The organism is Burkholderia sp. MSMB1072 (genome assembly GCF_001524725.1).
Taxonomy (GTDB): Bacteria; Pseudomonadota; Gammaproteobacteria; order Burkholderiales; family Burkholderiaceae; genus Burkholderia.
Map to the genome: position 1 here is coordinate 164,374 of NZ_LOYC01000030.1, position 13,353 is coordinate 177,726.

Sequence of the window (13,353 nt, forward strand, 5' to 3'; positions counted from 1 at the left end):
GAAGCGGAAGGCTTCGCGGGGCTCGAATAGAGTGGAATCAAGCGGAGCGTCTGCTGCCGTCTGCCTGCTGATCAAACCGCTGTGCCGAAGACAGGCGCGCCTCGCTCGCGCGCACACACGCCGCCTGCCCGTTACCGGGCATCCATCGGGCACTTCAGGTTGCAGCCGTTCGGGTCGCCCAGGTCACCCTTGCGGCGCAATGCCGACTTTTTGCCGCTCTGATATTTCTCCGACGGCGCCGACGCCGCGAACGGCATCTGTGGATGTTCGTTCAAGCGGAACTGTTCGCTGAGGATACCGCCGGGCACCCCCGGGGAATTCTGCGCGAACGCAAACGGCGAAGCGACGACCAGCAGCCCCGCGGTCAACGCTGCCGCGGCAAGGGGAACGGAAAATTTCATGGCGGGATGACGCCTGAACGGCGTGCTTGTTGGAACGTTGATCAAGCGGCAAGCGTAGCGCAATTCCCCCACTGTTGCAGCGCGGCTCGATCGCGTCTTCGTTACCGCGAATTGCCGTCCGCGCCACTCGCGTCGTCGCGGCCGGCCAGCCCGGCTGCGATGGGCTCCAGCGCGCCGCACGCGGCCGGATCGTAGCCGTCCAGATGCGCGACACGCTCGACGAAGCGTGCGTCACGCAGCAATGCCAGCACATCGGCGAGCGGCCGCACATCGAGCCGTGCGCGTTCGCATGCGAAGTAATAGTCCTCGTCGACGATCGGGATGAAGTCGAGCCCGAAGTGATGGGCAGCCGGCTCGACGCCGAACCCCAGATCGGCCATTCCGCTCGCGACGAACGCCGCGATCGCCGAATGCGTGAGTTCGGCCGACGCATAGCCGTCGATGCGCTCCGGGTCGATGCCGATCGCGCGCAACGCAAGATCCAGCAACATGCGCGTGCCCGATCCCGGCTGGCGGTTGACGAAGCGGATGTCGTCGCGCGCCAGATCCGCCAGCCCGCGCACCTGCTTCGGGTTGCCGCGCGGGACGAACAACCCCTGCTGGCGGCGCGTCAGGTGAATCAGCACGTGGCGCGTGTCGTCGAGCCAGGGCCGGTAGATTTGCGCGCACTGCGCGCGAAACGCGCCGCGCGGCAAATGGAAGCCCGCGAGATCGCATTCGCCGCGCGCGAGCGCCTGCACGGCCTCGACGCTTTCGCGATACTTGATGTCGACGGCCGCCTGCGCATCGACGAGCGCGGAAACGAGCGTCGCGACCGCGTAACCGTGCGACGCATGGATGCGCACGGCGCCGTCGCGCTGCGCGAGCCGCCGGTTCAGCTCGCTGGCCACCTCGGCCGCCAGCGTGCGCAGGTTTCCGTCGAGGCGGCTGCGTGCCAGACGCTGCGCATCGACGACCGCCTGCCCGAGCGCCGACAACGTCGAACCCTTGCCGCGCGCGGTTTCGATCAATTCCCCGCCGATGCACGATTCCAGCGCGCGCAGCATGCCCCACGCATGCCGGTACGACAGCCCCTTGGCTTGCGCGGCCTGCGCGATGCTGCCCGTATCGGCCACGAGTTCCAGCAGCGGAGCGACGTCGGACAGGCTGGCCGAACGGCCTTCCGTGTCGCGTACGGTCAGATACGCGTCGCATTCGATCCGAATCAATTATGCACCCCGATTTCCTATTGCGACCGCGAAATCTTCCGCTTATCGTTGGTCGAAATCAATCAGAACGAAGTCCCGCTGCGCACTATATGAATTTCGAGCGCATATGAGACTTTGGAGGAGCATAACCGATGTCCCCGAATTCCCCCGCGCCCGACGCGCTCGTCGAGCGCCATGCGAGCGCCGGCCGGTCGCTCGTCGCGATCCTGCACGCGATCCAGGACGAGGCGGGCTACGTGCCGCCGGGCTGCGTCGCGCCGCTCGCAAAGGCGCTGAACCTGTCGCGCGCGGAAGTGCACGGCGTCCTGACCTACTACCACCATTTCCGCACCGCGCCGCCCGCACGCGTCACGATCCAGATGTGCCGCGCCGAAGCGTGCCGCAGCATGGGCTGCGAAACGCTCGCCGCCCACGCGGAAGCCCGCACGGGCTGCCGGTTCGACGCCGCGCACGGCGATGCCGCCGCAGCCCACACACCGGACGACGTCGCGCTCGAATCGGTCTACTGCCTCGGGCTGTGCGCGCAATCGCCGTCGATGACAATCAACGGGGTGCTCCACGCAAAGGTCACGCCGGAGAAGTTCGACGCCCTGCTGGCCGACGCGGTCGCCCACACGCCGGAGGCCGCATGACGACCCGCATCTACGTTCCGCGCGATTCGTCCGCGCTGGCACTCGGCGCCGACGCGCTCGCCGCCGCGATCACGGCCGAAGCCGAACGGCGCGGCGTCGCGGTCGAGGTGATCCGCAACGGTTCTCGCGGGCTGCTGTGGCTCGAACCGCTCGTCGAAGTCGGGACGGCCCCGGGCCGCGTCGGCTATGCGAACCTGTCGGCCGCCGACGTGCCGGCCCTGTTCGACGCCAACTGGCTCGAAGGCGGCACGCATCCGAGCGGCGTCGGCCTCGTCGACGCGCTGCCCTATCTGGCGCGCCAGCAGCGGCTCACGTTCGCGCGCATCGGCCTGACCGATCCGCTGTCGATCGACGACTACCTGCAACACGACGGCCTCGCCGGCCTGAAGAACGCACTGGCGCTCGACGGCGACGCCGCATGCGAAACGCTGATCGAGTCGGGGCTGCGCGGCCGCGGCGGCGCGGCGTTTCCGGCCGGCATCAAGTGGCGTACCGTGCGGCAAGCGCGCGCCACGCAGAAATACATCGTCTGCAACGCGGACGAAGGCGATTCGGGCACGTTCTCCGACCGCCTGCTGATGGAATGCGATCCGTACTGCCTGATCGAAGGGATGATCATCGCGGGCGTCGCCACCGGCGCGACGGTCGGCTACATCTACGTGCGCAGCGAATACCCGCACGCGATCGCCACGCTCGAAGCCGCGATCGGCCGCGCGCGCGAAGCCGGCTGGCTCGGCGAGCACGTGCTCGGCTCCGCGCACGCGTTCGAGCTGCACGTTGCGAAAGGCGCGGGCTCGTACGTATGCGGCGAGGAAACGGCGCTGCTCGAATCGCTCGAGGGCAAGCGCGGCGTCGTGCGCGCGAAGCCGCCGCTGCCCGCGCTCGCGGGCCTGTTCGGCCAGCCGACCGTGATCAACAACGTAATCACGCTCGCGACGGCGCCGGTGATCTTCGCGCGCGGCGCCGCGTTCTATCGCGACTACGGGATGGGCCGCTCGCGCGGCACGCTGCCGTTCCAGCTGGCAGGCAACATCCGTCACGGCGGCCTCGTCGAGCTCGCGTTCGGCGTCACGCTGCGCGAACTGCTGTTCGACTTCGGCGGCGGCACGGCCAGCGGCCGGCCGGCACGCGCCGCACAGGTCGGCGGCCCGCTCGGCACCTACCTGCCCGACCACCAGTGGGACGTGCCGCTCGACTACGAGGCGTACACGGCGATCGGCGCGGTGGTCGGCCACGGCGGCATCGTGCTGCACGACGACACGTCGAATCTCGCCGAGCTGGCCGAATACGCGATGAAGTTCTGCGCGATCGAATCGTGTGGCAAGTGCACGCCGTGCCGGATCGGTTCGACGCGCGGCGTCGAGACGATCGCGCGGATTCGCGACGGCGATACGTCGGAGCGGCAGGTCACGCTGTTGCGCGACCTGTGCGACACGATGCTCGCCGGCTCGCTGTGCGCGATGGGCGGCATGACGCCGTACCCGGTGCTGTCCGCGCTCGACCATTTCCCCGAAGATTTCGGGCTCGCTGCCGGCAAGGATGCCGCGTCGGGCCCGGTCAAGGCTGCGGCCTGACCCAGAAGGAGCCCTGCATGTCCCTCGACACGAACAACGTCCGCCAAGGCGGCTGCGGCTCGGGCCAATGCGCGTGCAAGAGCGCCGCCCAGGCGCGCGCCCGCGATCCGTTGGACGATACCGACTACGGCACGCCGCAACGGCATGCCGACACCGACGTCACGCTCGAAATCGATGGCCAGCCGGTCACCGTGCCGGCCGGCACGTCGGTGATGCGCGCGGCGATCGAAGCCGGCATCAACGTCCCGAAGCTCTGCGCGACCGATTCGCTCGAGCCGTTCGGCTCGTGCCGGCTGTGCCTCGTCGAGATCGAGGGCCGGCGCGGCTATCCGGCGTCGTGCACGACACCCGCCGAAGCCGGCATGAAGGTGCGCACGCAGTCGGACCGGCTGCAGTCGCTGCGCCGCAACGTGATGGAGCTGTACATTTCCGACCACCCGCTCGACTGCCTCACCTGCCCGGCCAACGGCGACTGCGAGCTGCAGGACATGGCGGGCGTGGTCGGCCTGCGCGAAGTGCGCTACGGCTTCGACGGCGCGAATCACCTGAAGGGCACGAAGGACGAGTCGAACCCGTACTTTACGTACGACCCGTCGAAATGCATCGTCTGCAACCGCTGCGTGCGCGCGTGCGAGGAAACGCAGGGCACGTTCGCGCTGACGATCGCCGCACGCGGCTTCGAATCGCGCGTCGCCGCGGGCGAAAGCGAATCGTTCATGGCGTCGGAATGCGTGTCGTGCGGCGCATGCGTGGCCGCCTGCCCGACGGCCACGCTGCAGGAAAAATCCGTCGTGCAGCTCGGGCAGGCCGAGCACTCGGTGATCACGACCTGCGCGTACTGCGGCGTCGGCTGCTCGTTCAAGGCCGAGATGAAGGGCACGCAGGTCGTGCGCATGACGCCGCACAAGAACGGTCTCGCGAACGAAGGCCACGCATGCGTGAAGGGACGCTTCGCGTGGGGCTATGCGACGCACAAGGACCGCATCACGAAGCCGATGATCCGCGAGAAGATCACCGATCCGTGGCGCGAAGTGAGCTGGGACGAAGCCCTCACCTACGCGGCGACGCAATTCCGCAAGCTGCAGCAGAAGTACGGCCGCGACTCGATCGGCGGCATCACGTCGTCGCGCTGCACGAACGAGGAAACCTATCTCGTGCAGAAGCTCGTGCGCGCCGCATTCGGCAACAACAACGTCGATACCTGCGCACGCGTGTGCCACTCGCCGACCGGCTATGGCCTCAAGACGACGCTCGGCGAATCGGCCGGCACGCAGACGTTCGCATCGGTCGGCCAGGCCGACGTGATCGTCGTGATGGGCGCGAACCCGACCGACGGCCACCCGGTGTTCGGCTCGCGGCTGAAGCGGCGCGTGCGCGAAGGCGCGAAGCTGATCGTGATCGACCCGCGCCGCATCGACGTGGTCGACGGCCCGCACGTGAAGGCCACGCATCACCTGCAGTTGCGTCCGGGCACCAACGTCGCGATCGTCAATGCACTGGCGCACGTGATCGTCACCGAAGGGCTGGTGGCCGACGCATTCGTCGCCGAGCGCTGCGAGACGCGCGCGTTCGAGCAATGGCGCGACTTCGTCGCGCAGGCCGACAATTCGCCCGAGGCGACAGCGGACGTGACGGGCGTGCCGGCCGAGCTGGTACGCGCCGCCGCGCGCCTGTACGCAACGGGCGGCAACGCCGCGATCTATTACGGGCTGGGCGTGACCGAACACGCGCAGGGCTCGACGACGGTGATGGGCATCGCGAACCTCGCGATGGCGACCGGCAACGTCGGCCGCGAAGGCGTCGGCGTCAATCCGCTGCGCGGCCAGAACAACGTGCAGGGTTCGTGCGACATGGGCTCGTTCCCGCACGAACTGCCCGGCTACCGCCACATCGGCGACGAAGTCGTGCGCACGCAGTTCGAGCAGGCGTGGGCGGCCACGCTGCAGCCGGAACCCGGGCTGCGGATTCCGAACATGTTCGACGCCGCGCTCGACGGCAGCTTCAAGGGGCTTTACTGCCAGGGCGAGGACATCGTCCAGTCGGATCCGAACACGCAGCATGTCGCGGCCGCGCTGTCGGCGATGGAATGCATCGTCGTGCAGGACATCTTCCTGAACGAAACCGCGAAATACGCGCACGTGCTGCTGCCGGGCTCGACGTTCCTCGAGAAGGACGGCACGTTCACGAACGCGGAACGCCGGATCTCGCGCGTGCGCAAGGTGATGCCGCCGCTCGCGGGCTACGCGGACTGGGAAGTCACGCTGCTGCTGTCGCAGGCGCTCGGCTACGACATGCACTACACGCATCCGTCGGAAATCATGGACGAGATCGCGCGGCTCACGCCGACCTTCTCGGGCGTGTCGTACGACAAGCTCGACGCACTCGGCAGCATCCAGTGGCCGTGCAACGAACACGCGCCGGAAGGCACGCCGACCATGCACATCGACACGTTCGTGCGCGGCAAGGGCCGGTTCGTGATCACCAAGTTCATTCCGACGCCGGAGAAGGTCACGCAGCGCTATCCGCTGATCCTGACGACGGGCCGCATCCTGTCGCAATACAACGTCGGCGCGCAGACGCGCCGGACCGAAAACGTGCGGTGGCACGAAGAGGATCGCCTCGAGATCCATCCGCACGATGCCGAGGATCGCGGGATCCGCACCGGCGACTGGGTCGGCATCGAATCGCGCGCGGGGCAGACGGTGCTGCGCGCGCTGGTGACGGAGCGCATGCAGCCGGGCGTCGTGTACACCACATTCCACTTTCCCGAATCGGGCGCGAACGTGATCACGACGGACAGCTCCGACTGGGCGACGAACTGCCCCGAATACAAGGTGACTGCCGTGCAGGTGATGCCGGTTGCGCAGCCGTCCGACTGGCAGCGCGCGTATGCGCGCTTCAACTCGGAGCAGCTCGACTTGCTCGAGCGCCGCGCCGCCGCGCCAGCCGCCGTCACAACAGGCAAGTGAGGCCGCAATGGACAACGACCACCTGATCGACATGGCCAATCAGATCGGCGCATTCTTCGAATCGATGCCCGATCGCGACGAAGCGCTGACCGGGATCGCCGAGCATATCCGGCGCTTCTGGGAGCCGCGGATGCGACGCGCGTTGCTCGCCGCGCTCGACGACCCGTCGAGCGAAGCCGGGCAACGCGCGATGCCGATCGTGCGCGATGCGATCGCCGCGCATCGCGCGTCGCTCGTCCCTGCCGCAGCGCCCGCCTGACCGCCCGGCTACGCGGACACCGACATGCCCGCGAACCAGCTTTCGCAGTGGCGCAGCAATGCGTTGGCGTCGGTCGCCGTGCGCCCCCGCGCGGCGACATAGCCATCGGGCCGCAGCAGATAGAACGACGGCCGCGAGCGGCCGTATTCCTGCGCGAGCCCCGCTGCACCGTCGCCTTCGGCATCGGCGACGCGCCACACGCGCACCGCTTCCGGCATGATCCGTTCGAGCCCCTGCACGAGCGCCTGCGCATCGGCCGGGATCGGCGGCACTTCGCCGGCGTCGGTATTCACCGGTTCTTCCAGCAGCAACAGCGTGAAACTCGCCGGATCGTGAAGATCGTATAGCCGCGCCGTGCCGGGCGCCCGACCGAGCGGCCCGTCGAGCACGTGCACGAGCGCATCGGGCGCGCGCTCGCCCGCGCGCGGGCCGCCGTCGAGCACGCGCTCGAGCGTGAGCGGACTCTTCCGATACTGCACGCCGAGTTCGCTCACCGTGCGCCTGAGCGCGTCACGCATCGGCCCGAACGACGCCAGCAGCGGCACGACATGATCGCGCAGCAGCTTCATCGCACCGCGTTCGGCTTCGACCACCTGGGTGACGAAACCGGTCTGCCGCAACACGTCGCGCTCGATCGGATGGCGCTCCGCGTGATACGTGTCGAGCAACCGCTCGGGCGCGCCTGCGCCGAGGACGCGCGCGAGCTTCCAGCCGAGGTTGAACGCCTCCTGGATGCCGGTGTTCATGCCCTGCGCGCCGGCCGGGCTGTGGACGTGCGCGGCGTCGCCCGCGAAGAACACGCGGCCATGACGCAGCCTGTCGACCATCCGGCTGTGCAGGTGGAAATAGGACGACCACGCGAGATCGCTTGGCGAGATCGACGCGCCGACGCGCGCGCGGATGATCGCGTCGCATTCCGCGAGCGACGGAGCCGGTGCGTCGGGCGACGCACCGCTGCCGGGCGGCCGGTCCGCCACGAGCCGGTAACGGCCGCCTCCCATCGGAAACAGGCCCGCGATGCCTGCGGGCGTCGTGAACAGATGGATCTCCTCGTCCGGCCAGTCGGGTATCGCCGCGAAATCGGCAAGCAGGAAAGTCTGTTCGAACGCATGCCCGGCAAAGCCGAGGCCGAGGAGATGCCTGACCGTGCTGTGCGCGCCGTCGGCGGCAATCAGGTATGACGGGGTGAACGACTCTTCGCGGCCGTCGGCGCGGCGCAGCGTCACGTCGAGCGACGTGCCGCCCGCGTCGCATGCGGTCAGCGTCGTCCCGCGTTCGACGGTCACGCCCAATGTGGCCAGGTGTTCGGCGAGCAGCCGCTCGGTGATGCTCTGATCGAGAAACATCAGATACGGATAGCGCGTTTGCAGCGGATCGAAATCGAGCCGTGCGATCACGCGGCCGTCGGCATGCAGCTCGGCCGCATGTGCGCGATGGCCGAGCGCGAGAAACGGTTCGACCGCACGATGCTGCTCCAGCAGCTCGAGCGTGCGCGCCTGGATGCCGATCGCACGCGAAAACGGCGCCGGCGCGACGAGACGATCGATGATGCGCACCGGCACGCGGGCACGCGCGAGGCTCATCGCCGCGGCAAGGCCGGTCGGCCCCGCGCCGACGATCAGCACGGGTGGGATATCGGACAGTGTGTCAGCCATGAGACCCTCGATGACACGCGACTCTGCAAGTCTACGCCGCTCCGCGTCACGGGGCCATATGCCGACCGGCCGATACGCGCCCGCGCCGCACGGTGTGGGAAAATACGCGCTTTCCGCCAGTTTTCGCGTCATGGATTCCGCATTCGACCGGGCATACGCCGCGCACCGCGCGGGTCGCCTCGCCGAGGCCGAGCACGGCTATCGCAACGCGCTCGCCTCCAACCCCGCCGACGCCGACGCGCTGCACCTGTTCGGCGTGCTGCGGCACCAGCAGGGCCAGCACGCCGAGGCGGCCGATCTCGTCGGCCGCGCCGTCGCGCTGCGTCCGGACGATGCCGCGCTGCAGCTCAATCTCGGCAACGCGCTGAAAGCGCTCGGCCGGCTCGACGAAGCGATCGACCGCTTTCGCAACGCGCTGACGCTCGCGCCCGAGTTTCCGCTCGCGCACTACAACCTCGGCAACGCCTATGCGGCGGTGCAGCGTCACGACGATGCGATCGACGCCTTCGGCCGCGCGCTGCAGCTCACGCCCGACGACGCATCGATCCACAACAATCTCGGCAACGCGCTGAACGCGCTCGGCCGCCACGACGACGCGCTCGCCGCGTTCCGTCGCGCGCTCGAGCTCCGGCCCGGGCATGCGGGCGCGCACAACAATCTCGCGATGGCGCTGAGCGCGATGGGTCGCGCCGACGAGGCGATCACGCACTTCCAGGCCGCGATCGCCGCGCAGCCGCGGTTCGTCGCCGCGCATTTCAATCTCGGCAACACGTTCGACGCGGTCGGCCGGCATGCCGAGGCGGCCGCCGCCTTCGAAGCCGCGCTCGCGCTGCACCCGCCGTTTCCGCTCGCGCTGTTCGGGCTCGCGAACGCACTCTGCGCGCAGGCGCGCCACCGCGACGCGCTGCCCTACTACGAACGCGCCGTCGGGCTCGATCCGTCGTTCGGGCTCGCGTGGCTGAATCTCGGCAACGCGCATCACGCGCTCGGCGCGCACGAGATGGCGCTGCGCGCATTCGACCAGGCGCTGCGCGTCGCGCCCGATCTCACGCTCGCGCGGCTGCATCGCGCGGTCACGCTGCTGACGCTGCGCGACTTCACGCGCGGCCTGCCCGCCTACGAAGCGCGCCACGAGACGCCCGGCGCGACGCCGCTCGGCGCGCTGCCGCGCTGGCAGGGCGAGCCGATTGCGTCGCGTACGTTGCTGATTCGCGCGGAACAGGGGTTCGGCGACACGCTGCAGTTCGTGCGCTTCGTGCCGCTGGCCCGCGCACGCTGCGCGCGCGTCGTGCTCGAAGTCCAGCCGGAACTCGTCGCACTGCTGACGCCGGCCGCGTCGCGCTGGCGCGTGACGCTCATCGCGCAAGGCGCCGCGAAGCCGCCTGTCGCGGACGTCGGCTGCACGCTGATGAGCCTGCCGTTCCTGCTCGGGCTTCAGCCGGAAGACATCGTCGGCTCGCGCTATCTCGATGCGCCCGACGGCGCCCGGCGGCGCTTTCGCGGGTCGCTCGGCGGGCAGTCGAAACGCAAGTTCGGCCTGGCATGGTCGGGGCGCCGGCAGGCGCAGGAAAACCGCTCGATGCCGTTCGACGCGCTCGCGCCGTTGCTCGCGCTGCCGGACATCGACTGGATCGTGCTGCAGCCCGCGCTGGACGACGACGAACGAGCGCGCGTCGACGCACATCCGCGCGTGCATCGCCTCGACGGCCGGCTGAACGACTTTGCCGATACGGCGGCGCTGATCGAACGGCTCGACGGCGTCGTCACGATCGACACGGCCGTCGCGCACCTCGCGGGCGCGCTCGGCAAGCCGCTGTGGGTCATGCTGCCGTTCGCGCCCGACTGGCGCTGGTTCACCGGCGACGACTGCCCGTGGTATCCGCAGGCCAGGATCGCCCGGCAGCCTGCGCCGGGCGCATGGCTCGACGTGGCGGCCGCGGTGGCCGACATGCTGCGCGAGGCATGACCGCCAACGAGAAAGGGAGCGCATGGCGCTCCCTTTTTTCGATGCGATGCGCGGCCGACGCCGCGCGACAGACCGGCCGCCGTCAGGCCGACTTGTACTGGTTGCGCGCGTCGGCGGTGCGATAGAGCACGAGCGTCGCGATCAAGCCGCAGATCGCGGCCACGCTCAACCACAGCCCGGGCGCCGCTTTATTGCCCGTCTGGTGGATCAGCAGCGTCGAGATCGCCGGCGTGAAGCCGCCGATCGTCGTTGCCAGGCTGTACGCGAGCGAGAAGCCGGCCGTACGCACGTCGGCCGGCATCACTTCGGTCAGCGCGACGACCATCGCCCCGTTGTACGACGCGTACAGGAACGACAGCCACAGCTCGACCGCGAGCAGCCGCAGGAACGACGGATCGCCGACGAGCCACAGCACGGCCGGGTAAGCCGACAGCAACGTCAGCACGGTGAACGCGATCAGCACGGGGCGACGGCCGATGCGGTCGGACAGCGCACCGGACAGCGGCAGCCACACGAGGTTCGAGATCCCGACGCAGACGGTCACGACCAGCGCGTCGAGCGACGACAGATGCAGCACTTCCTTGCCGAAGGTCGGCGTGTAGGCGGTAATCATGTAGAACGACACCGTCGTCATGATCACCATCCCCATGCCGGCCACCACGACACCCCAGTTGTCGAGCATCGAGCGCATGATCTCGCCCATCGTCGGGCGGTGACGCTTTGCAAGAAATTCGTCGGTCTCCTTCAGCGACCGGCGGATCAGGAACAGGAACGGCACGATCAGGCAGCCGATGAGGAACGGAATGCGCCAGCCCCACGCGGTCATTTCCTCGACCGGCAGTGCGCGGTTCAGCACGACGCCGACGAACGCGGCGAACACGACGGCCACCTGCTGGCTCCCCGACTGCCACGACGTGTAGAACCCCTTGTGGCCCTTCGTCGCGATCTCCGACAGGTAGACCGACACGCCGCCGAGTTCGACGCCCGCCGAGAAACCTTGCAACAATCGGCCGAACAGCACGAGCACCGGCGCCAGCACGCCGATCGTCGCGTATCCCGGTATCGCGGCCACCGTGAGCGTGCCGATCGCCATCAGCCCGAGCGTCAGGATCAGCCCCTTGCGGCGGCCGTGATGGTCGATATACGCGCCGAGCACGATCGCACCGACCGGCCGCATCAGGAAGCCCGCGCCGAATACCGACAGCGACAGCATCAGCGATGCGAAGGCGTTGCCGCTCGGAAAGTACGTTTTCGCGATGGCCGACGCGTAATACCCGTAGACCATGAAGTCGTACATTTCCAGGAAGTTGCCGCTGACGACCCGGAAGACGGTGCGGACTTTCGATTCCTGCGCGATGGCAGGGGACGCAGTGGACATGTTTTCTCGCTCAGCTCGGACGGCGCATACCGCACCGCATGAATCCGACGATGCACGACGCGCCGGGCCGAGCCGGTGCGCACGGGCATCGCTGCCCGCCGGCAACGCGTAACGGTGCGCCGCCGGCATGATTCGCGAATCATGCCACGTCAGCCCGACATTTGCCTTGTGGCGCCCTGTCATGACCTTCGCGGTATCCGTCTCGTACACGTCGCCCCGAAACGGGTACGAGAATCAGATTGATCTGATCGACCGGCATTCGCCTGCCGACCACAATGCAGGATTTGCGACGACATTTCCGCGCCGCGCCGGCACGGTCGCCCGTGTCGCACGGCGTACTCTCTTCATGACCCCATTGCCTCTCGTCCCGGTCGAAGGCGCGCTCGCCCGCCCGCGCGCCACTCCGCTCGATCACGTCCCGCCGTTCGGCCGCGAATGGCGACTACCCGGCGCGCCCGGCACACGGCCCGGCAGGCCCTGCCTCGCGACACTGACGACGTCCTGCATCGATGTCGACCGGCCACACCACGCGTGCCGATGGCAACCGCTGCCTGCGGTGGTATCGCTACCGGCTTCGGTCGGGGTGGCCGTCACGCCGGCTGCGGCAGCCACCCGTCGCGTGCGCCGCCCTCACGACCGGCGCGCGATCTACGCCGTCTGCTGGAGCATCGGCGCACTCGGCATCATCGGCGGGCTGATCGGCGCGTACGACCCGCCTGCGGGGTTCGGTCCTGCATACGGGACGCAAGCAGCCGGCAGTTCGGCCGATGTCGTCGCAACATCGACCGGCACGATTCACGCCGCTACGGCACGACCTGGTACGTCGACGCACGTCATACCGCAGCGCAACGTGGCGACGCTTGTCGCGAACACGATCGGATCGCCGCCAGCCACGCATCGCATCGCAGTTCGCCCGGCGTCGCTTCACCCGCAAGCGGCGACCGACGCGCGGCACGTCCACCCTGCCTCGCCACGTCGGACAACCAGCCCGCGCGCAACGAAAGCACCGCCCCGCACACCGGTCGTGCCGCGGCTGGCCGCACATCCGTCGACCCAGCGCAGCGCGCGCCCCACCGGCACACCCGATCGGCTCGCTCCCCCGCCGCGTCTGGCAGACACGCGCGATACCCGCGACTCGCTCGACGATCCGGCCACGTTGATTGCCATGGCGAACGCGCTGCGCGCCACCCAGCCCGCGCGCCCGGCGCCGCCGCCCGCGGCCGGTTTCGACTGGACGTCGCAACTGTCGCACCGTCGCGTGACCGACGCGCCGGACGCGTTCGCTCACTGACGCCCGCGCAATAAAAAACC

General features: G+C 68.9%; 10 protein-coding genes. 6 read left to right on the forward strand and 4 right to left on the reverse strand.

Annotation, left to right across the window (positions count from 1 at the left end):
- Window positions 1–131: 131 nt before the first annotated feature.
- A complete protein-coding gene (locus tag WS89_RS14110) occupies window positions 132–401 on the reverse strand; it encodes a hypothetical protein (RefSeq protein ID WP_059791540.1) in 270 nt (89 codons plus the stop codon).
- A gap of 101 nt (window positions 402–502) precedes the next feature.
- The gene (locus WS89_RS14115; protein WP_059791541.1) at window positions 503–1,609 is read right to left on the reverse strand and encodes a substrate-binding domain-containing protein; all 1,107 of its coding nucleotides are present in this window, start codon (window positions 1,607–1,609) and stop codon (window positions 503–505) included.
- Window positions 1,610–1,740: 131 nt separating this feature from the next.
- On the opposite strand from WS89_RS14115, the gene WS89_RS14120 reads away from it, so the two are divergent.
- The 4 genes from WS89_RS14120 to WS89_RS14135 are packed head-to-tail and all read left to right on the forward strand — an operon-like array spanning window position 1,741 to window position 7,043.
- Window positions 1,741–2,241 carry an NAD(P)H-dependent oxidoreductase subunit E gene (locus WS89_RS14120; protein WP_059499981.1) on the forward strand — a complete coding sequence of 167 codons (501 nt, stop codon included), beginning with the start codon at window positions 1,741–1,743 and terminating at the stop codon, window positions 2,239–2,241.
- Window positions 2,238–3,815 (forward strand): formate dehydrogenase beta subunit, encoded by a 1,578-nt coding sequence (locus WS89_RS14125; protein ID WP_059791544.1) that lies wholly within the window; start codon window positions 2,238–2,240, stop codon window positions 3,813–3,815. The genes WS89_RS14120 and WS89_RS14125 overlap by 4 nt, the downstream gene beginning before the upstream one ends.
- Before the next feature lie 17 nt (window positions 3,816–3,832).
- Window positions 3,833–6,784, forward strand: a complete 2,952-nt coding sequence (gene fdhF, locus WS89_RS14130; RefSeq protein WP_059791546.1) for a formate dehydrogenase subunit alpha — start codon at window positions 3,833–3,835, stop codon at window positions 6,782–6,784.
- A 7-nt stretch (window positions 6,785–6,791) separates the two neighbouring features.
- Entirely contained in the window at window positions 6,792–7,043 is a 252-nt protein-coding gene (locus tag WS89_RS14135) for a formate dehydrogenase subunit delta (RefSeq protein WP_059499978.1), read from the forward strand.
- Between the two features lie 8 nt (window positions 7,044–7,051).
- Here the strand turns inward: WS89_RS14135 and WS89_RS14140 are convergent, their stop codons facing one another.
- Window positions 7,052–8,698, reverse strand: a complete 1,647-nt coding sequence (locus WS89_RS14140; RefSeq protein WP_059791548.1) for an FAD-dependent monooxygenase — start codon at window positions 8,696–8,698, stop codon at window positions 7,052–7,054.
- Window positions 8,699–8,828: 130 nt separating this feature from the next.
- On the opposite strand from WS89_RS14140, the gene WS89_RS14145 reads away from it, so the two are divergent.
- Entirely contained in the window at window positions 8,829–10,664 is a 1,836-nt protein-coding gene (locus WS89_RS14145; protein WP_441294213.1) for a tetratricopeptide repeat protein, read from the forward strand.
- A gap of 82 nt (window positions 10,665–10,746) precedes the next feature.
- Here WS89_RS14145 and WS89_RS14150 read toward each other — a convergent pair whose 3' ends face one another.
- Entirely contained in the window at window positions 10,747–12,042 is a 1,296-nt protein-coding gene (locus WS89_RS14150) for an MFS transporter (RefSeq protein ID WP_034206702.1), read from the reverse strand.
- A gap of 346 nt (window positions 12,043–12,388) precedes the next feature.
- Here WS89_RS14150 and WS89_RS14155 point away from each other — a divergent pair, with 346 nt between their 5' ends.
- Window positions 12,389–13,333, forward strand: a complete 945-nt coding sequence (locus WS89_RS14155; protein ID WP_179949867.1) for a hypothetical protein — start codon at window positions 12,389–12,391, stop codon at window positions 13,331–13,333.
- Window positions 13,334–13,353: the final 20 nt, after the last annotated feature.